The sequence below is a fragment of the Geopsychrobacter electrodiphilus DSM 16401 genome (genome assembly GCF_000384395.1).
Taxonomy (GTDB): domain Bacteria; phylum Desulfobacterota; class Desulfuromonadia; order Desulfuromonadales; family Geopsychrobacteraceae; genus Geopsychrobacter; species Geopsychrobacter electrodiphilus.
Window position 1 is genome coordinate 1,763,163 of record NZ_ARWE01000001.1, and the last position, 20,191, is coordinate 1,783,353.

Consider the following 20,191-nt stretch of genomic DNA (forward strand, 5'->3'; position numbering starts at 1 on the left):
TAGTTAGATACAGTTTGTTCATCTTTAACTTATATTTACGGGGAGGGCTTTTTACCAGAAAGCTCTCCCTTGATGCATGATAGGATGTCTGTTGTGAAAAAAAGAGTAGTCGTCGCTATGAGCGGCGGTGTCGATTCATCGGTTACGGCGGCCCTGCTGCAGGAGCAGGGTTATGAAGTGATCGGCATGACCATGCAGATCTGGGATTACACCAGTTTCACCGCTGAAAACGGCGAGACCTTTGGCAGCTGCTGCAGCCTCGATGATGTCTACGACGCGCGCCGGGTCGCTGAGAGTCTCGGGATCCCATTTTATGTGGTCAATTTTGAAAAAGACTTCCAGCGACATGTTATTGATAATTTTTGCGATGAATACTTTGGCGGACGGACTCCCAACCCCTGTGTGCTCTGCAATCAGGTGCTTAAATTTGAACTCCTGATGCGTAAGGCCCTCGAGTTGGAGGCTGATTATCTGGCCACTGGTCATTATGCCCAAATCCTTGAGCGTGATGGCAGACCGGCTCTGGTCAAGGGGATTGATGAGAGCAAGGATCAAAGTTATTTCCTGTTTACCCTGACCCCCGCGCAGATGTCCATGACCCTCTTCCCCCTGGGAGGGATGACCAAAAGCGAAGTGCGGGACCATGCCGTGCGCTTCAATTTACGGGTTGCGGATAAGGCGGAAAGTCAGGATATCTGTTTTGTCCCTGATGGTGATTATGTGCGTTTTCTGGAAGAAGAACGCGGGGCCGGACATAAAAACGGCGAAATCATTCATCACAGTGGTCAAGTTTTGGGTCAGCATAACGGAATTTATCGTTATACGATCGGCCAGCGTAAAGGCCTTGGGCTTAGTTGGCCTCAGCCCCTCTATGTTGTCGGGATTGACGCTGAACATTGCCGGGTGATTGTTGGAGAGAAAGAGCTGCTGAGTCGGGCGAGTTTTAATCTGCATCGCACCCTGTGGTCTATCGCGCAACCGGTTCAGCCCATTGAGGTTGAATGCCGTATCCGCTATCGTCATCGCCCGGTTGCTGCGACAGTGACGCCGAGTGAGGGTGGCGGCGCACTCATTGAATTTCATCAGCCTCAAAAGGGAGTGACCCCCGGCCAGGCAGCGGTCTTTTACCAGGATGACCGTGTTATCGGTGGGGGCTGGATCGCGTGAAGCCAACCTTTGCCATAGTCACCCTGGGTTGCAAGACGAACCAGTTTGAATCTGCAGCGATGTCTGAGAAGTTGATCGTTGCGGGTTATTTGCCATGCAACTTTGAAGAGGGAGCCGATCTGGTTCTGATCAATACCTGCACTGTAACCTCGAATACTGATGCCCAGTCGCGCAATCTGATTCGTCGCGCAAAACGTTTTAATCCGCTCTCAAGGGTGGTTGTGACCGGTTGCTACGCTCAGGTCGACGCCAAGTCTCTGGCGGAGATGCCAGGGGTATCGCTTGTTCTGGGCAATCAGGAGAAAGGGGAGCTGCTGGCGTATCTGGCCCAGAGTAATGCCGAAGGGACCTTTGCGGTGGCTGCGATACGTGGTGAAAACGTCGAGGTCGCGCTTGAGGTCGCCAGCGAAGCGAAACGGAGTCGGGCTTTTTTACAGATTCAGAACGGTTGTGATGCTTTCTGCTCCTACTGCATCATCCCTTATGCACGCGGACGCAGTCGTTCCGTTGAGCCCATCGCGGTGTTAAAACAGGTCGATTCTCTGGTTGCTGCCGGTCATCAGGAGCTGGTTCTGACCGGAATCCACATCGGCCAATACGGCAAGGACCTTACTCCGCAGATCAACCTTTTGAGTCTGGTCCAACAGATTGAGCCCCGCTTGAAAGATTGTCGTCTGCGTCTCGGTTCGCTGGAGCCGACCGAATTGCCGGTGGAGCTGCGCGCCCATACCACTGGCTCAGCCAAGATTTGTCCGCATTATCATATTCCGCTTCAGTCAGGCTCTGATCGTGTGCTTGCGGCGATGAATCGACATTACTCCACCAGTTTTTTTGCGGAAATGCTTCATGATATCCATCAGCGTCAACCTCAGGCCGGTATTGGCATCGACCTGATCGTCGGATTCCCTGGCGAAACAGATGCCGAGTTTGACGAAACCTGTCGTTTTGTTGCTTCACTCCCGGTCAGTTATCTGCATGTTTTCCCTTACAGCCGCCGTCCTGGTACCCTGGCAGCGGGCCTTGGCGGCCAGATTCCAGGTAATATTGCGCGGTTGCGTGCTGAACGGATGCGCCAGATAGGCGAAGATAAGCATCGGCAATTCGCACGTGAATTTGTCGGGCAAGCGCTTGAAGTGATTCCTGAAGCGGGAGACCATTCAGGTAAAATGCGCGCAGTTGCCGGGAATTATCTAAGTATTCTTTTGCCGTTCGATGAGAATCTGATCGGCCAGCGACGGCTGGCAAGGGTTTGTCGGCAAGGCACGCAAGGACTCGAAGGGGTGATTGTTTAGCTCAGCTCACGGATAGGAGCATAGGACACTAAGAGCCTGTGTCTTCCGATTTTTTGTGGTAAGCACAGGATTTCGGCAACCATTTGAGTTGACTGATAATTTCCGGGGTCAGCTTAATACAGTCAGACTCGATTTGTTGCCGGTTTTTATATACGCGGCACAACCGGGTATGAATATCCAGGTGACGGCAGGGGACCTCGGTCTCAATAATTCGCCCTTTGCCGTCTATCCCCTTTTCAAAACAGCAGAGTCCGCAGCGGTGACAGCGTTGCTCCCATTCGTCCAGAATCTTTTGTTCCGGGGCCAGATCAGGCGTACTCCCTGATTTTATCTTTTTGGTTTCGACATTTAGGGTTTCGGGCATGGAGATACTCTGGGTTGGCCCTTGGTGTATAATCCAAGTGGCAATAATTTTTTCCTGTGCGCACAACACTTTGCCGCATCGCGTATATAGACGGCAAACACTAAGGCGAGTCAAGGTTGTTTGAAACATTCTGAGGCATAAATGCCTGGGTATAATACTCGCCTTTACAGTAAGTAGATTTCAAATTCCGGCGGTGAGACGAGCGTATTTTACGCTAGAGCTTTAATTCCAACAGGCACCGCGAGGTGAGACAGGGCACTGAAACACATGGCAGACATTGCAACTCAGACCGAGGCGAAGAGCTTACATGAAATAATAAAAATCTCGCGGATGGTTGTTTCGTCTCTTGATCTGGATGAAGTGCTGCAGAAGATTCTACTCTATGCGCGAGAACTGGTAGAAACACCGGCTGGCAGCATCGCTTTATTTGACGAGACAACTTCAACCATGACTCTTCACGCCGGTACAGGCCTGAGTGAGGAGTTCATGATGCGCGATTCCTGGCATGTCGAAGCCGGCGGCTTGACCCGTAAGATTCTGGATCAAAGACAACTCTTTATTGTTGACGATACGCTTGATGTCTCGTTCTTTAATAATCCCCTGGCCCTCGCCGAGGGGATCCGCTCGCTGATCGCGGTGCCGTTGTGCATACAGGATACGATCGTCGGCATCCTGTATCTGGATGATTTCAAGCCGCGAACCTTTGATGCCTCTGCTTGTGAAAAGCTGGCAATTCTTGCGTCCTTTGCCTCCTTGAGTATTGCCAACGCGCGTCTCCATGAAAAAACCTCACGCCTCGCAAGTACCGATGGATTGACCGGCCTGTTCAATCATCGACAGTTTAAACGGATTTTGGCGCAAGAGGTCACCCGCACCCAACGCTACAGTTCGGAGATGTCGCTGCTCATGATCGATATCGATAACTTCAAGCACTTCAATGATCTCTATGGTCATCCCTGTGGTGACCGTGTTTTGACCAATGTTGCCAGGTTGCTGCAGGATGTTTTTCGTGAGGCGGATCATGTGTTTCGTTATGGCGGGGAAGAGTTTGTTGTCATTCTGCCTCTATCTGGTCCGAAGGACGCGGTCATTGCGGCCGAACGTGCGCGCGACACGGTGGAGTCGTTGAGTGTAGCCTGCCATGGCGTAGATCATCCGCTCGGTGTCACAGTAAGCGTCGGTGTTGCTTCTTTGCCCCATGATGCCGACAGTGGTGACGCTCTGCTCGACGTTGCTGACAGGTTGATGTATCAGGCCAAGAATCAAGGAAAAAATCGTGTTCATACCCCACAAAGCATAAAGCTTTCCTGACGGTTCCAGCTCGATTGTTCACTTGTTAGCTGATATCGATTCGGCTATGCTCACGGGTCTGGTCTCTTTCCGAATTATCCGAATTTTATTGAATGACAGGTTTGCCATGTCCTCTGAAAAAATATTGATTGTTGATGATGAAGCCGGAATGCAACGGCTTCTGGCGCGCGTTCTGGAACGTCAGGGGTATGAGACCCTGACTGTGGGTTCCGCCAAAGAAGCTCTGCAGTTGATCGGTTCCGATATTTTTGATCTGGTTTTGACTGACATCCAGATGCCGGGTATGAATGGGCTGGAGCTGCTGCGCGAGATCAAGGCTTTTGATCCTTCGTTGCCGATTATTGTCATAACGGCCTACGGAACCGTCGAGAGTGCCGTTGAGGCCTTGCGTGCCGGGGCCTATGATTACATCACCAAACCCTTTGAAACCGATGAGATTAAATTGACCGTCGCCAAGGCCTTTGAACGCGAGCGTTTGCTGGCCGAAAATCGTTATTTGCATGAAGAGCTGGAAGAGAAATATCGTTTTTCAGGGATTGTCGGTTCTTCGCAGATTATGGCAGATGTTTTTGATATGGCTTCTTCGGTTGCCGTCAGCAACGCCAGCGTGTTGATAACCGGCGAAAGCGGCACAGGTAAAGAGTTGATTGCACGTTCGGTTCATTACAACTCCCCGCGTAAAGACAACCCTTTTATTGTTTTGAACTGTGCCGTTTACTCCGAGGGGGTTATCGAAAGTGAACTCTTCGGCCATGAAAAAGGGGCCTTTTCTGGCGCCATCGGGACCAAAAAAGGGCGTTTTGAACTCGCCGATCAGGGCACCCTTTTTATTGATGAAGTCGGGGAAATGAGCCCTTCGGCCCAGGTCAAACTGCTCCGGGTGATTCAGGAGCATGAATTCGAACGTGTCGGTGGGGTTCGGACGATTAAAACTGATGTACGTCTGGTTGCGGCTACCAATAAGGATCTTATCGCTGAGGTTCAGGCCGGACGTTTTCGCGAAGATCTCTACTATCGGTTGAACGTGGTTCACCTGACAATGCCCCCTTTACGCGATCGACGTGAAGACATCGAGCCGCTTGTGCGTCATTTTCTGGAAAAATATAACGCTGAAACCGGGAAAAAGATTAGTGAAGTATCTCCCAAGGCGATGGCTGCCCTGGTCGCCCATGAGTGGCCAGGAAATGTCCGCGAATTGCAGAATGCCATGGAGCGCGCCGTCGTCTTGTGTCGTGGGGAGATTATTACGCCGAATGATCTCCCCCAGGAAGCCAGGGGGGGGGATGAAATCTGTTTTTCCCTGCCTCAAACCGGGAGTAACCTCACTGAAATTCTCGACGACCTTGAACGTCAGTTGATTATCCAGACTCTGCGACGTGAGGGGGCCTCTCAGACGCGTGCTGCGGAATCTTTAGGGATAGCTCGAACCACCCTGCGCTATAAAATGGAGAAATATGGCCTGATAGAACATAACGAGTGACAACTTTCTGCCTGCCGTTGGCCATTTAAATGAGCTATTGTCCTTTGCAGTCAGGTGCTGGAGGGTTGTCCCCGTAGAACTCGCCCATCTGCGTTCATGGTATATTCCTTGCTGAACCCCCTGTCTGTTTACACATCGCTCCCCATCAACTACTCCGGGATTTAATTCTTGTTGCCTTTTCGTTTTTTCTGCATCCTGATTTTGAGTCTGCTCTGTGCCTGTACCGACATGGACCCTGACCGACTTTATGCCCTCAAACTCGATCATGCGCCGGTTGCTGCCGACTGGAATGCTGCTTTGCCCAAGATTGTGACGGTAAAGGGAGGGCGTATAAATAAAGTCGATCCCTTGCCCCGGATCGATCAGGATACGGTACACACCTCAACCGCCAGTTGTCATCACGGGTCGAGCCTGCCAGATCCTGTGGATATAGATGTGCGTGCTTTTTATACGGATACAGATCTCTACCTGCGGCTCAGCTGGGCTGACCCTACCCGCAACGATAATATGCGCGGCTGGACCTATAATGGGACCTCCTGGCAGAGCTCCGGCGATTTTGAGGACGGCTTAGGGATCCTGTGGGATATTGAGCGGAAATATCCGGATTTCACCTGTTCTTACGCTTGTCATCTCGATGACTTTGGTGTCAGCGGTCAGAGCTTTCGAGGACATAATCGGATGAAACTATTTAAGCAGGGGCCGCAACTCGATTTATGGAACTGGAAAGCCGGGCGTACCGGGCACCTTTCCTTTGCCGATGATCGTTTTATTGATAAAGATGGCATGCATGGCGACATCCCTGGTGAAATTTTCCATCCCAATTCTTTGAAACAGGCCCGACCCTCTGAATCAGGCGAAATCTTTGGTAAAGGAGATCGCCCGATCTATGATTTTGATGGCGCTGCTGTCGAAGGGCAAAAATTGACAATTTTCTCCAGAGCCCCTGGTTATCTCACCGATCACCCGTCCGGAGACCGGGCCGATGTCGTTGCACATTCGGTGTGGCGGGATGGTCGCTGGACAGTTGTGTTGCGTCGCGCTCTCGACACCGGTTCACCCCGAGACGCTCGTTTTTCAATCGGTGAAAATGCTGCGATCAGTTTCGGTATCGCACTGATGGATAATTCCCTGTATGAACATTACGCTTCTACAGTGTCGCAAACCCTTGTGTTGCTCCCGTCGAATGGGAAAAATACTCAGGTCAAGTGAGGATAACATGAAGATTGGGTTTAATTTTTTGGTTTTGTTGTTGTTGCTTTCTTTCGTGGGCTGTAGTGACCACACCCTTACGTCCAACGGATCGACAAATGAACTGGTCAAAGTTAAAGGGCATGTCGTCGCTCCAGTGGAAAAGGCTTCACTCTATATCTATAAAAAAGGGATGGACCTTTATGGCCCTGCTTTTGCGGTGTCTAACGAGTCGGATCGTGAGGGGAACTTTGCCATCTCCCTCCCCGAAGGTGAATATGTGTCTGTCGTGCGCAAACGGGTCAGCGGTTCCTCTGTCGGGCCGGTCGTCGCGGGTGACAATCGGAGTGAATTCATTCCTTTGGTGGTTAAAAAAAATATGGCTGAATTAACCTTCAGCGCGCCGCTTAAAATTGGGGACAAGCGACGCCTGACGATGCAGGACGGTAAATTGAAAACCGGCTTTGTCGGGCGCATTACCGATGTTGACGGTAACCCGCTTGAGGGGCTCAGAATTCAGGTGTACGACCATGTCCAAATGTCAGAACGTCCCAAATATGTATCAGAGAAGACCGGTCCTGATGGTCTTTATCAGATGTTATTACCGCAGGGAGGCACCTACTATATCAGCGCGCGTGACAACTTTGGTGGGCCGCCCAAGCTGGGTGATCTTTATGGACGTTATGACCAGGGGACGATCGAACCTTCAGCGGTGGTCATTCGTAAAAATGAAATTCTAAAAGGCGTTGATATTCGGGTTACAAAGGTATGGTAAAGCGGCTGATTCCATTTTTACTTGTGTTGTTGATCGGTTGCCAGCAGACCAGCGAACCGATCGCCCTCGACGACCTGGCGGCTTCCGCGCGTAGCGGCGACACCAAGGCCCTGGTCCAGTTGATCGATCTTCTCGGAGAACAGGGTGGCCGGACAAACGATCGAGTTTACGCACTTTTGCTTGACCTGGGTGATGCGGCAATTCCTGCGCTTTTGCCCGAAATCTCGGGCAAGGATCGCGTTAAGCGTGAATATGTGATTGCCGCCCTGGGTAACCTCAACGCGGCCGCGGCCGTGCCCGAGATTGCTCGTGTTCTGGCGGATCAACAGCTCGGGCGCCGTTATATCGCGGCCTGGGCCCTGGGAGAAATCGGCGGGGATGGCTCGGTTGGGCCCCTGATCAAAGCTCTTACGGATGGAGACGAAGAAGTTCGTAAATACGCGACCCGCTCGCTGATCAAACTGAACCTGCATGCGGTTGATCCTCTTATCAAGTTTTTGCAACAACCGCAAAGCCCCCAGGCAGAGGCCTGTGCGGTGAGGGCGCTGGGTGATATCGCCAACATTAAAGCCTTTGATGTATTAGTTTCCCACCTTAACGGGCCGAGTCGGGCCGAAGTTGTCACTGCCCTGGGTAAGCTCAAGGATCCAAGAGCCGTCGGGGCTTTGGTTTCTGTTTTGCACGATCCTGATTGGCAAATCAGAATGAATGCGGCGACCGCTTTGGGCCCCATCGGCAGCAATCTTCAGGCGCCACAACTCGAAACCCTGCTCGACGACAATGTCAATGTTGTGCGCGAATGGGCGGCGCGCTCTTTAGAGATGATGACGGGGCGGCGCTATACCTACCGCAATGAAGATGGTAAAAACGTCAAACCCTATAATATCTACCATTAATCGGGAGATCGAATTTGAAAGACCTACTTCATCTGCCGCTGCTGGGCACCTTACTCAAAAATCGCTGGTTCTGGCGTTTAAGTCGACTCTCGTTATTGGCGATCACGCTTCTGGTTATCGCAAGCGGTTGGCATCATCATCTTATACCGGGGATTGCTGCCAATGATCCCCTGATGTACACAAACTTCGCCACCTTCGGGCTCTGGGTGCTGTGGCTCATGGGGTTGGTGCTGCTGGCCCTGGTTGCCGGGCGTTTCTGGTGCGCAGTCTGTCCTTTCGGGTGGCTTAACGGCCTGTTTTCGCGTTATGGATTCAAGCGGTCGTTGCCGAACTGGCTGGGGGGGATGTTGCCGGTCACCCTGTTATTGGTGGGGCTGCAAATTTCAGTCTACCTGCTGGCGATCCACCGTTATCCTGACTATACTGCACGCCTGTTGGCTCTGCTTATCATCGCGTTGATATTCAGTTCGGTGGTTTTTCGCAAGCGGGCCTTCTGTCAACTTTTTTGTCCGGCGGGGGCTGTTCTTAAATGTTATGCGCGAATTGCCCCTTTTGAATTACGGGTGCGCGATACTCAGGTCTGTGCCGACTGCAGTAGCGTACAATGTGTTTCCGAAAAAAGTTTTTGGCAGCGTTATACCCTTGGCCCTGCTGTCCTGCATTTACAGCGGCAGCGTCCTGGCTGCCCGGTTGATATCCACCCGCGTCAGATCAATGACAACAGCGATTGCACTCTGTGCATGAACTGTGTTGAGAATTGCTGCAATGATAACCTGCGTCTCGGTTTTCGCCCCTGGCTGGCCGAGTTGGGACAGGCCTTTGTCGGGCGCGGCGAAGCCTTGCTGCTTTTGGTTCTTACCGGGATGGTGACGGCGAACTTTAGCAAGGTGAATATTCCGCTACGTGAATGGATATTTGCCGCACCCAAACAGACAGCGCTCCTGCTTGGCTGGCAGGCGGATGGCTACTTTTTACTTGCCGCCCTCTGGATTACCCTTTTGTTGCCCTTATTGCTGGTGGTTCCCGGCTTAATTCTCTACCGGTTGCGTTTTTTGCAGATTTCAATCGTTGACGAGGCGCGCCAACCAGTACAGAAGGTCGATAAACGCTCCTTGTTTGATGGGCTCTCTGAGCTTTTATTGCCAGCCATTCCGCTGCTGTTAGGGGCTCACCTGATTCTTGCGGTCGTCAAACTGAACGCCAAACTTGGTTACTTCAATCTGGTGCTGTCGGATTGGAGTGGAATCAAAAGTTACCTTGCGGTGAATTTGATGGGAACTCTGCCGCAACCCGGAGTGCTGATCTCCATCGACCTGCTTAAATGGGTGGTGCTGTTGCTGCTGGTCGTAAGTTATCTGCTGGCGATTTTTGCCGTGAAAAAGGTCGCCGCCACCCGGGAAGGTCGGACCTTCTATGTCTGGGGAGCGCTGATCAATATCAGCTTGCTGGCTGGACTCTATCTGCATACGGTGATTCGATGGCTTTTTCTGCGTTAAAATACGTCTGCCTGTGTCTGGTGCTCTTACTGACATTAATGAGTTCGTCAGGCCTGGCCTGTTTTGGCCCCAAACTGTTTATTGGCGTGGCTGCCGGTCAGGAAGGAGAGATGCGTTTTTACCTGGTCTCTATTTACCTGCATGAAAAAACCGGGATAGACAGTACGCTGATTGAATTAAAATCGGGACAAACTGGGGCTGAGGCCCTTGCCGCGAAGGAGATCGATCTTGGGTTCTCGAGCCAACCCGGGGTGCAGGCGACGCCGGTTTTACATCTGGGCGGACAGCTGTACCTTTACAGTGGCGAGCGCCCTCTGAACGATCTTCAGTTCTCGACCGTAGGTCGGACTTTGGTCAAATTGCAACAGCGTCTCGATACCGGCGGCCTCGAATCTATACGCCAGAAGATTCAGACCGGAACCCTGCCGGCTGTCGCGGTACGGGATTTTCTGTTAAAAAATGGCTGGATTTAAGCGGAGGCTGCTGGTGCGCAACTCCCTCATTAGCGTTGTGGCTCTGTTGGTCTTGTGGGGCTGCACAACACCGCAGATCTCACGAATCCCGCAGCTGCAGGTCGGTACCGACCAACATCCGTTCGAAATTAGCGGAGTCTTGTCCGCAGACTTGCGTCTCAGTGGGGTTATCCGGCTGACCGGGGACTTATTGATACCAGCCGGCCGTTCACTCTGGATCGCTCCAGGAAGTTCTGTGCTGGTGGTCGGCAATGACAGCAGCAAGATTGACCCTGAGTTCCTCGACAAAGGAACCGAAATTCTCGTCAAGGGGAGTCTGATTGTCGCAGGGGAGGGGTCGGCTCCAGTGCGCTTCGCCCTCGATCCTGCGACTCCTGCTGGTGAAAATTGGAGTGGTATCGAGCTGATTGGGGCGCAAACTACCCAGTTTAGCCATGTTGATATCTTTGCCGCAGAAACCGGTATTCTCAGTATCGACAGCTCGCCGCGCCTTGAACAGGTGAATATTCTTGGCGCGCGTAACGGACTGCTGCTCCAGGGTGGAGGCGTGATGGATTTTCATGGCGGACGTATCAGCGGTGGTGATGCCGGTCTCCTTTGTTTCGACAGGGCATCTCTGGCGTTAAACCAGGTCCAGATCGTCGATAACCTTGAAGAGGGCATGTATCTGGCCCCGGGCTGTTCGGTCAAGGCGCAGGATGTTGCAGTTGAGCGGAATGATCTGGGCCTGGTCGCGCTGGCCTCAACCCGTGCGCAGCTCACGTTGAGTCTGCACTCTAATCGTATCGATTTTAAACCCCTCCCTGTCGGGGTCATCAGCAAATGAAGATATTTCTGCTTCTTGTATTGCTGGCCCTTCCATCACTGGCCACTGCGCTGGAATACCATGGAGAAAACACCCTTTATGTGGATACCCAGTGGCAGGGGGAGGTGCTGATTGACGGAATCCTGACGGTTGCCACGGGAGCGACACTCGAGATCCGTCCCGGAACCCATGTGCGCTTTGTGCGCAGGGACACCAACGGAGATGGTATCGGCGAGAGTGAACTCTTTGCTCAGGGTCGATTTATAGCGCGGGGCACAGCCGCGGAACCGGTGGTTTTTACCTCAGCCGAGTCGAATCCCGCCCCCGGTGACTGGGGGGCCCTGAATATGATGATGAATGAAGAAGGCGAGAATCTTCTCGAGCACTGTCTTGTCGAATACGCTTATCGGGGATTTCACGCCCATTTTTCAAATGCGCATTTGCGGGCTTCGACCTTTCGGCACAATCAGCGGGGCGCTCAGTTTCAGGAGTCGACCGTCACTATTGAAGACTGCACTTTCCGCGATAATTTTAACGGTCTGCAATTTCGTGACTCGAAGGTTTCACTTAAAAACAGCAGTGTCGTCTCCAACCATTGGGGTGTCCGCGCTGTTTTTGTCACCCTTTTGATGTCGCATTGCCAGATCGAAGGGAATCTGACCAATGGCGTCAGTCTGCGCGATAGCAGTTTGACCCTGAGCAATAATCAGATCACAAATAATCGCCGCGGGATCTACCTTCAGCGCAGTAGCGGAACTCTGCGGGGTAACCGGATCGAAGATAATCGCGAACATGGCATCTATCTTGAAGATTCAATCGCTGATGTCCAGTTTAACTTGATCAGCGGGAATGGCAGGTCAGGATTGAAAGTTCTCGATTCAGGCGGCAGCGTCGAGAATAACCGAATCGAAAACAATGGTGAGTTTGCGTTCTTTAACGCCGGCACTGACGACTTTTCTGTCGGCGCCAACTGGTATGGACTCCGCAACGCAACGCCTTCTCTGGTCGACGGACTCAGCCGGCCTGGAGCTGGGCGCCTTCTGCTGGCACCGTCACTCAGTCAACAACCCGAGGCTGGAACCTTTTGAAATCTTTAATTCAACTACTGCACCTGTTGACTCTCCTTGTGCCCCTGTTTCTGTTGATGGGCTGTCAGCCCGAAGGCACCCGTCAGAAGATGCGCATCGGCTATATGAACTGCAACAGTGAAAAAGAGACCCTGCAACGATTTCGCCCGTTGACGCGTTATCTGTCACAGAAACTTGGTATCGACTTTGAGGCTGTTCCTGTCGACACTCAGGATTTTCCCCAGCGGTTTGCCGCTGGAGAGTTCGAATTTACCCATACCAACTCCTTGCTCTATTTAATCCTGCACAAGGAGAGTGGGTTGAAACTCCTGGCCACCGAAAAGCGGGGACGTTACGGCAGTTCGACCTCCGGGTCCATTATTTCGCGTAAAGGGAGTGGCATCAAAACCCTCGAAGATATTAAGGGTAAACGCATGGTGTTTGGACCCCAGCTGGCTCCCAGCGGGTTTCTCGCCCAGTACGATATTATGCTGCGCAACCATATCGATCCAGAAACCGATCTGGCCTACTATGCGATCCCTGCCGGTGCATTCAAGCACGAGAAGGTGATCTACGGTGTCTATTTTGGCCAGTTCGATGTGGGGGCCGCACCGTCCCTCGATCTTGAACTGATGATCGCCGACGGCAAGATAGCGGCCAGCGATTTTAATATCATCGCCGAGAGCCCGATTATCCCTTATTGCACCTTCGGCGCCCGGAAGGACCTTGATCCTGCGCTGGTTGAAAAATTTCGTCAGACACTCGTCAGTTTGAGCACCGACGAAACCGTGAACTATGAGGGTGAAAAACTCAAAGTTCTTGCCTCTGCGTGGGTCAGTGGCTATGAAACCCTTCAAGACTCTGATTACGACCAGCTGCGGGCGATGGCCAAGCGTGCCAACATGCCCCCTTATCAGGAGTTTTGATGGCAGGCCGTGACCGCTTCGATATCCTGACCTCTTCCTGTCTGCTGATTTGTGTTCTGGCCCTCGGTTTTCTTCTGGCTAACGGGCAACGCCAGAATTCTTCAGCAGCAGCTCTGGATAAAGCGCTTTCACGGCAGGTGGCTTACCAGGCGCGGGTCGATTTTCTGCGTAAGCTTTATCAACCGGTTGAAGACCTTCGTGCGGCGGGGCAGGTTTCATCGGCACTGCTTAAACTTGATGAACTGGCTCGAGCCTATCCACAGGAAGCCCACGGTGAAATTTTGTACGCCGAAATTTTGCTTGAGCGCGGGGCGACCAAGGAAGCCATTGACCACTATGTGCGTGCGGTCCGCCTGAATGGCGACTATGTCGACAAAGGCAGTCCTTTAAACAGGCGTCAGGCTATTCAGCGACTGGTTGATGCTCAGCTGCCGGTGTTTACTGAAAAGGCCCGCCAGAATCCACAAGGTCTTGGGCTACAGCATACCCTGACCGGACTTTATTATCTGCAGAGTCGGCTTGCTGGAGGCTGTGAGTAATTTTGAACCTGCTTGAGCGTCAGAATCTGATCGTTATTGTCTCCGGACTGAGCCTGGGAATCCTTGGCGTATTGCTGGTGGTCTGGGGAAACCCCCAGAATTCCGGGATTTGTGTCTCCTGCTTTCTGGAAAATTCGGCCGGGGCACTCGGGCTGCACGATAACCCGCGCATGCAATACCTGCGGCCGGAATTGATCGGTTTTGTGCTTGGAGCGGTTGCCGCCGCTTTTCTCGGCCGCGAATTTAAATCACGCGGCGGGAGCGCTCCCTTGCCACGCCTGGTGGCCGGAATTTTTCTGATCGTCGGCTGTGCCGTTTTTATCGGTTGTCCCATCAAGATGTTTCTTCGCTTTGTGGCCGGGGATTTAACCACCTTAAGCGGTATCGCCGGTCTGATCGCTGGCGTCTGGCTCGGGCTTAAGGGCTTGGCCGCGGGTGTCCATTTCGGCGGGAGCAAACAACAGCCGGGAGGTGCCGGAATCTGGGTCCCCCTTGTCTTTGTCCTCCTGCTTGCCTATGTTCTCTGGCCGCCCGGGTTCCTGTTGCATTCGACCCGGGGGAGTGCTGCGCAGTCAGCCCCGGTCCTGGTCGCACTGGCTGTCGGCCTGTTTTTGGGTGCTCTGGCCCAACGGAGCAGGTTCTGTGTGACTGGTTCGATTCGCGATAGTCTGTTGATGGGATATCGAACGCCACTGCTGCTGGGTTTGGTGGCTTTCCTGCTTAGCGGTTTTATTGCCAGTGTTGCTACCGGCCAATTTCATCCCGGATTTTATGGCCAACCGGGCGCGCACCTGGATATGCTCTGGAGCTTTCTGGGGATGTTACTGGTCGGTCTGATTTCGGCTCTGCTCGGTGGTTGTCCCTTTCGACAATTAATCAAGTCGGGAGAGGGGGATGCCGATGCAGGTCTGGTCGTGATCGGGATGTTCATCGGCGGCGGGCTGGTGCAATCCTGGCAGATTGCCGCCACGACCGCCGGAGTCAGTCTTTACGGCAAGGTGGCGGTGATGGTGGGTCTTATTTTTGTACTGATTAATATGCTTCTTTATCGCGAGCGTGTCGTCTGACGTTGGCAGCAACCGTTGAAAGGATCCAATTTGTGAGCAGATTACAGCGAAACCCGGAGATTGTCTGGCGGGTTGAAAAGCGCCGGCAGCAGGCGGTCATTGAGCGACTTGGTGCCGGGGAAGAGATCGATAATGAAGGTACAGTTATTCTGTTGATCTCCGGGATGATGCACCAGCTGAACCTCCTCGGCGGGATGATCTGGTCCCTTTGTGACGGCACGCGTGGTGTCGACCAGATTGTTGCTGAATTATTGAAAGAGTTTGATGTTGATACGAAAACTTTGAAAATCGATGTCGATGAGTTTGTTGCTGATCTCCTTGAAAGGGGCTGGCTCAGTTATGACTAATCCACTCACGGAACAATTTTCAGCACCGCTGACCTTTAACTGGACACTCTCTTACCGCTGTAATTTTACCTGCAGACACTGCTACAGTCGGGAAGAGGAGTGTGATGAGCTCAGCATCGCGGAGCTGAAGCAGATCGTCGATCGTCTCGCCCAGCATCAGGTCCCCTTTATCAACTTCGGTGGTGGCGAACCCTTGATGCGTCCGGATATTTTCGAAATCAGTGAATATGCTCGCAAACAAGGGCTGAATGTTTCCATGAACAGCAACGGCTGGCTGCTTGATCAGCCCGCCGCTGAAAAGATTAAAGCCGCCGGCTTTCGCAGTGTCGGGATCAGCATCGACAGTGCAGACGCCGCTCTGCATGACGACTTCCGCAATCAACCCGGGTCATTTGTCAAAGCTGTGAATGCACTCGATGCTCTCGCCCAGGCAGGTGTGCGGAGTACCATGAGTTCGGTGATTTCAAAGATCAATCATTTGAAGTTCCGCGATCTGTTAGACCTGGCGCGACAGCATAAGGTGACGCAAGTTTATCTGCATAATTTCAAATGCAGCGGCCGAGGATTCAAAAATCGGGAAGATCTTGATCTTAGTCCTCTGGAGTGGAAAGCATTTTATCTCGAAGCACTGAGGGTCAAGGATGAGACCAAGGATCTGCTGATCTCCTTTGATGACCCGGTGATTGCGTCCCTGCCAGGATATGCTGAAAATTCCTTGGTTAAAGGGAGCAGCTGCGGGAAGCTTTCGTTGAACCTGCGTCCCAATGGCGATATCACCCCCTGTGGCTTTATCCCATTAGTGGTAGGCAATATTCTGCGCGATGATTTCGAGGAGATATGGTACAATTCGCCCATTCTCAACAAGATGCGCAACAAGGAAGCCAAGGGGAAATGTCAGGGTTGCGGTGCCTATGAAGACTGTCTCGGGGGCTGTACAGCGCGCGCCTTCGCGACCACGGGAGACCTGAGTGAACCAGATCCTCATTGCTGGAAATAGAAGCGTTTAGACAGTTCAGTTGAAAATATTTTCAACTGATAAACCCAAAACCATGTGGGAGGTTGCCATGAAGAAGTACATGAAGCCCCGTATTGTTGGTTCATCCAACGTCCATCCTTGCTGATGGTGGGGAAGGGGAGCAGCTTGCTGCTCCCCTTTTTTTTACAACTTTTGCAGGAGGTAGGGTTGTATGTCCCTGGATCTGCTTGATGCGCCCTTGAGAATCACCTGGGACCTCTGTCCTGTGGATCAGAAACCGCTCTCGGGCCGGGACGCATTGCAGGTTGCAGATCGGCTGCTGGAAGCTGGGATTTTTTACCTGCTGTTGGATGAGCGCCCGCTGCTTCATCCCGATCTGCCGGAGATTCTGCGCCGGATGACAGCCGAAGGTTGTCAGGTCAGCCTTGTGCTCGGGGATTCCGCCGCCGAATGGGAAGCGCTTCTCGCCCTGAAAGGCAACTTCACCCTCTTTGTCGATGCCGGCTGCTGGCTGTCCAGAGAGAATGGCCTGTCGCGGCTGGAAGAGGTCTTTGCATGTTTGGCTGCCAAAGGACTGAAAGCTGCTCTTTTATGGGTCCCCGAAGCGGGCCATCTGCCTTTTCTTTACCCGCTGTTTGAGCTCTGCGCGCGCCACCAGATAACCCGTTTTAAGTTGCCAAACCACAAGATCGGTGTTAATCCTGATCCCTCTAAAACGGCCAGAATTTTGCAGTCTGCTGATCTGTGCGTCCTGGAGCAGATGCTGTTGGAGCACCCCCTGGCGACCGCAAATATCTCTCTTGAAGTTCATGACCTCTTTCTCTGGGAACTGCTGTTTCCGAATGGTGGCGGCGAGAGGAGCGAATATGGAGGCTGTCAAGCCGGGAACAGTCTTGGCCATGTCAGTGGAAACGGTGATCTCTGGCCCTGTTCTTCATGGCCACAAGCCTTAGGGAGTCTTCTGCAACAGGATTTGATGGTGCTCTGGGATTCTCCCCTGCGCTTTCAGGTGCGTGCCGAAGTCGACGCTGAACCCTCTGATTGTAAGGGGTGTCGCGATTACACAATCTGTTTTGGCGGATGCCGCGGTTTGGCTCGCAGTTGCCGTAAAAACGGAGATCGTCGTGACCTGCTGTGTATCGGGCCGCGTTGAAAATGAGTTATTCTGAAGACATGTCAGCCCCTATTTATCTGGATAACGCGGCAACCAGCCATCCCAAACCCGAGAGCGTCTATCAAGCGACCTTCGACGCGCTCCGCGGTGGGGGGAATGCTGGTCGTGGCGCACATAGGGCCAGCTTGAGCGCGGATCGTTTGATCTTCTCCGCCCGCGAAGCTCTGGCTGCCTTCTTTGGCATCGCTGATTCAAGCCGTCTGATCTTTACCCCGAATGCCACGACTGCGATTAATACCGCGCTGTTTGGTCTGTTGAAACCGGGTGAGCGGGTCGTTACCAGCTGCATGGAACATAATGCGGTGAGTCGCCCTCTGCGGCGCCTTGCTGATCTGGGGGTTGAGGTTGTCAAGGTCGGGGCCGACCAATCCGGACGGGTCGATCAACAGCGCCTGCGTCACGCCTGTCTCGAGTCGCCGACCCGCATGCTGGTCCTCAATCATTGTTCGAATGTTAATGGTCAATTGCAGGATATTGAGGGCCTTGGAGGTTTTTGCCGTGAAAGAAATATTCTGTTTCTGCTTGATGGCTCACAGAGTGCCGGTTCTTTCCCCCTTGATATTGAAGCGGAAAAAATAGATTTATATGCGGCTCCGGGACATAAAAATTTATTAGGCCCGGCAGGGACGGGTCTGCTTTATGTGCGTCCCGGTTTGCAGGTTGAACCCTTGACTTACGGCGGCACCGGGGCTAACAGCCATTCTGACCAGCAGCCTGAAATGATGCCGGAACGGTTTGAGAGCGGTACCCAGAATATGGTGGGGATTGCCGGATGGCTGGCGGCGGTTGAATATCTGCAAAAACAGAATCCCGCCGAATTAAGAATCGGGCTCGAACGCCATTTACGGCAGATTATTTGCGGCTTGCAGGAGATCGAGGGCGTGCGGGTTTATGCAGCCGACTCCCTTGCCCATCAGGGCGATGCTGTTTCCTTTACGGTTGAGCATATCGATCCCGCTCAAATCGGTTTTCGTCTGGATCAGGATTTTGGTATCTGCGTGCGCGTTGGTTTGCATTGCGCGCCTGAGGCCCATCGCACATTGGGAACCTACCCTCAAGGGACAGTTCGAGTGAGCCCGGGCATTTTTACAACGGATGATGAGATTCAAAAACTGCTTTCTGCCGTTCAAATAATTTGTCTGAACAAGGGTTGAGCCTGAATTTGCACTTCATTCATGGATTAAAGGAGACGTCACAATGCGTATCACCCAAACTTTATTTACAGTTCTGCTGGTCAGTTTGCTGATCGCCTGCTCATTGCCTCCCGATAAGCCGGTCACACGTAAGGAACTCGCCCAATCCAACATCTATCGGAACTACAAAATTGAAGAATCTCCCGAGGAGGTGTTGAACGCTCTCAACATGGAGGGGGAGGTGGTTTTGCGTGGTGAATATATGAACCGTCCCGTCTATATCAAGGTTCTTGCTACTGCGGATGGTCTTGAAATTTCCTCATATGATCGTTGATTTTTATAATGTAATGTCCAGCGTTTGATAACGAGGGCTTATTGATAAGGTGGTTGCCACGATGAAAACATATGTTCTGGATACCAATGTTCTGCTGCATGATCCTCAGGCCATTTTTCGATTTGAAGATAACAATGTCATCCTGCCGCTAACCGTGGTTGAGGAGATCGATCGGTTTAAGAAGGAGCAGAGTGAAACCGGGCGTAATGCCCGGCAAATATCGCGTATTATTGATGGCTTTCGCGGCCAGGGGAAACTCCTCGACGGTGTGCTTCTGCCCGGTGGCGGCCTGTTCAAAATAGCTATCTATCGTGAAGAAGCGATGAAACGTCTGCCGCCCGAACTCCAGGTCGATCAGGGAGACAACCGGATCCTCGCCGTCGCCCAGGAACTGGTCGAAGCCGGCAATACCGATATTTTCTTTATCACCAAAGATATTAATCTGCGGATCAAAGCGGATACCATCGGCCTGCGTGCCGAAGACTACGAATCCGATAAGGTTGCTATTGACGATCTTTATTCCGGGACCTCCGAGTTGCTGGTCAGCTCGGATGAGGTTGATCAATTCTACAAATCCGGGGAACTCGCCCTTGGGGGCGAATATTTATCCAACCAGGGGATAACCCTGATTGATGCCGGGAATCCATCCCATTCGGCGATCGGCCGCTACGATGCGATCCAGCAAAAGCTTCGGCCTCTGCTGAGGCCCCCCAAGGATGGTATCTGGGGAATTCATCCTCGCAATCGCGAACAGCAGTTTGCGCTTGATCTGTTGCTCAATGACGATATCCGGGTGGTTTCACTGGTCGGTAAGGCCGGGACAGGTAAAACACTCCTGGCGATCGCGGCGGGCCTGCTCAAGACGGCTGATGAGTCGGTCTACAGCCGCCTGCTGGTGTCGCGTCCAGTCTTCCCCATGGGGCGTGATCTGGGGTTTTTGCCGGGCGATCTTGAGGAGAAACTGGCGCCCTGGATGCAACCGATTTTCGATAACGTTGAGCTTCTTCTTTCCAGTGTTGAAGAGGGGGGAAAACGCAAACGGGGCTATCGTGAACTGATCGATCTTGGTTTGATGGAGATCGAGCCTTTGACCTATATTCGCGGCCGTTCTATTCCCCATCAGTATCTCATTGTCGATGAAGCGCAAAACCTGACGCCGCACGAGATTAAAACAATTATTACCCGCGCCGGGGAGGGGACCAAGGTCGTCCTGACCGGCGATCCCTATCAGATCGATAATCCCTACATCGATTCTTCAAGTAACGGTTTAAGTTACGCCGTCGAACGACTCAAAGGACAAGACATCGCCGGTCATATGACCCTGACAAAAGGGGAGCGTTCCGCCCTGGCCGAACTGGCCGCGAATCTGCTTTGAACTTCT

Annotated in this window: 21 protein-coding genes; 20 read left to right on the top strand and 1 reads right to left on the bottom strand. The window is 52.6% G+C overall.

Features of this window, described 5'->3' with window-relative positions; all coding sequences use genetic code 11:
* The first annotated feature begins 84 nt into the window (after positions 1-84).
* Positions 85-1,167 (top strand): tRNA 2-thiouridine(34) synthase MnmA, encoded by a 1,083-nt coding sequence (mnmA, locus tag D888_RS0108370; protein ID WP_026362294.1) that lies wholly within the window; start codon positions 85-87, stop codon positions 1,165-1,167.
* The gene (gene mtaB, locus D888_RS21105; RefSeq protein WP_020676102.1) at positions 1,164-2,459 is read left to right on the top strand and encodes a tRNA (N(6)-L-threonylcarbamoyladenosine(37)-C(2))-methylthiotransferase MtaB; all 1,296 of its coding nucleotides are present in this window, start codon (positions 1,164-1,166) and stop codon (positions 2,457-2,459) included. The genes mnmA and mtaB overlap by 4 nt, the downstream gene beginning before the upstream one ends.
* Before the next feature lie 28 nt (positions 2,460-2,487).
* Here mtaB and D888_RS0108380 read toward each other — a convergent pair whose 3' ends face one another.
* The gene (locus tag D888_RS0108380; protein ID WP_020676103.1) at positions 2,488-2,823 is read right to left on the bottom strand and encodes a YkgJ family cysteine cluster protein; all 336 of its coding nucleotides are present in this window, start codon (positions 2,821-2,823) and stop codon (positions 2,488-2,490) included.
* 267 nt (positions 2,824-3,090) lie between these two features.
* On the opposite strand from D888_RS0108380, the gene D888_RS0108385 reads away from it, so the two are divergent.
* The 18 genes from D888_RS0108385 (at position 3,091) to D888_RS0108470 (ending at position 20,185) form a co-directional block, all read left to right on the top strand.
* Positions 3,091-4,134 (top strand): GGDEF domain-containing protein, encoded by a 1,044-nt coding sequence (locus D888_RS0108385; protein ID WP_020676104.1) that lies wholly within the window; start codon positions 3,091-3,093, stop codon positions 4,132-4,134.
* A 106-nt stretch (positions 4,135-4,240) separates the two neighbouring features.
* Complete coding sequence (locus D888_RS0108390) at positions 4,241-5,614, top strand: sigma-54-dependent transcriptional regulator (RefSeq protein WP_020676105.1); 1,374 nt, start codon at positions 4,241-4,243, stop codon at positions 5,612-5,614.
* Positions 5,615-5,785: 171 nt separating this feature from the next.
* The gene (locus tag D888_RS0108395) at positions 5,786-6,823 is read left to right on the top strand and encodes an ethylbenzene dehydrogenase-related protein (RefSeq protein WP_156826976.1); all 1,038 of its coding nucleotides are present in this window, start codon (positions 5,786-5,788) and stop codon (positions 6,821-6,823) included.
* Between the two features lie 7 nt (positions 6,824-6,830).
* A complete protein-coding gene (locus D888_RS0108400) occupies positions 6,831-7,577 on the top strand; it encodes a hypothetical protein (protein ID WP_020676107.1) in 747 nt (248 codons plus the stop codon).
* Positions 7,571-8,473: a HEAT repeat domain-containing protein gene (locus D888_RS23040; protein WP_020676108.1), complete on the top strand. Its 903-nt coding sequence runs from the start codon at positions 7,571-7,573 to the stop codon at positions 8,471-8,473. Before D888_RS0108400 ends, D888_RS23040 begins: the two co-directional genes overlap by 7 nt.
* Before the next feature lie 14 nt (positions 8,474-8,487).
* The gene (locus tag D888_RS0108410) at positions 8,488-9,969 is read left to right on the top strand and encodes a 4Fe-4S binding protein (RefSeq protein ID WP_020676109.1); all 1,482 of its coding nucleotides are present in this window, start codon (positions 8,488-8,490) and stop codon (positions 9,967-9,969) included.
* Positions 9,951-10,442, top strand: coding sequence for a hypothetical protein (locus D888_RS0108415; protein ID WP_020676110.1), 492 nt, complete (start codon positions 9,951-9,953; stop codon positions 10,440-10,442). The genes D888_RS0108410 and D888_RS0108415 overlap by 19 nt, the downstream gene beginning before the upstream one ends.
* Positions 10,429-11,268 (top strand): hypothetical protein, encoded by an 840-nt coding sequence (locus D888_RS0108420; RefSeq protein ID WP_026362296.1) that lies wholly within the window; start codon positions 10,429-10,431, stop codon positions 11,266-11,268. The genes D888_RS0108415 and D888_RS0108420 overlap by 14 nt, the downstream gene beginning before the upstream one ends.
* Entirely contained in the window at positions 11,265-12,335 is a 1,071-nt protein-coding gene (locus D888_RS21115) for a right-handed parallel beta-helix repeat-containing protein (RefSeq protein WP_026362297.1), read from the top strand. Before D888_RS0108420 ends, D888_RS21115 begins: the two co-directional genes overlap by 4 nt.
* Positions 12,332-13,240, top strand: coding sequence for a phosphate/phosphite/phosphonate ABC transporter substrate-binding protein (locus D888_RS0108430; RefSeq protein ID WP_020676111.1), 909 nt, complete (start codon positions 12,332-12,334; stop codon positions 13,238-13,240). Before D888_RS21115 ends, D888_RS0108430 begins: the two co-directional genes overlap by 4 nt.
* Positions 13,240-13,779 carry a hypothetical protein gene (locus D888_RS0108435; protein ID WP_020676112.1) on the top strand — a complete coding sequence of 180 codons (540 nt, stop codon included), beginning with the start codon at positions 13,240-13,242 and terminating at the stop codon, positions 13,777-13,779. The genes D888_RS0108430 and D888_RS0108435 overlap by 1 nt, the downstream gene beginning before the upstream one ends.
* Before the next feature lie 2 nt (positions 13,780-13,781).
* On the top strand, positions 13,782-14,846 hold the full coding sequence (gene yedE / locus D888_RS0108440; RefSeq protein ID WP_020676113.1) for a YedE family putative selenium transporter: 1,065 nt from the start codon (positions 13,782-13,784) through the stop codon (positions 14,844-14,846).
* A 32-nt stretch (positions 14,847-14,878) separates the two neighbouring features.
* Positions 14,879-15,193: a pyrroloquinoline quinone biosynthesis peptide chaperone PqqD gene (gene pqqD, locus D888_RS0108445; protein WP_020676114.1), complete on the top strand. Its 315-nt coding sequence runs from the start codon at positions 14,879-14,881 to the stop codon at positions 15,191-15,193.
* On the top strand, positions 15,186-16,190 hold the full coding sequence (locus D888_RS0108450; RefSeq protein WP_020676115.1) for a GeoRSP system radical SAM/SPASM protein: 1,005 nt from the start codon (positions 15,186-15,188) through the stop codon (positions 16,188-16,190). Before pqqD ends, D888_RS0108450 begins: the two co-directional genes overlap by 8 nt.
* A gap of 190 nt (positions 16,191-16,380) precedes the next feature.
* Positions 16,381-17,322, top strand: a complete 942-nt coding sequence (locus tag D888_RS0108455) for an SPASM domain-containing protein (RefSeq protein ID WP_020676116.1) — start codon at positions 16,381-16,383, stop codon at positions 17,320-17,322.
* 20 nt (positions 17,323-17,342) lie between these two features.
* Positions 17,343-18,497, top strand: coding sequence for an aminotransferase class V-fold PLP-dependent enzyme (locus D888_RS0108460; protein ID WP_033423507.1), 1,155 nt, complete (start codon positions 17,343-17,345; stop codon positions 18,495-18,497).
* Positions 18,498-18,540: 43 nt separating this feature from the next.
* Positions 18,541-18,810 carry a hypothetical protein gene (locus D888_RS0108465; protein ID WP_020676118.1) on the top strand — a complete coding sequence of 90 codons (270 nt, stop codon included), beginning with the start codon at positions 18,541-18,543 and terminating at the stop codon, positions 18,808-18,810.
* Between the two features lie 61 nt (positions 18,811-18,871).
* Positions 18,872-20,185 (top strand): PhoH family protein, encoded by a 1,314-nt coding sequence (locus D888_RS0108470; RefSeq protein WP_020676119.1) that lies wholly within the window; start codon positions 18,872-18,874, stop codon positions 20,183-20,185.
* Positions 20,186-20,191: the final 6 nt, after the last annotated feature.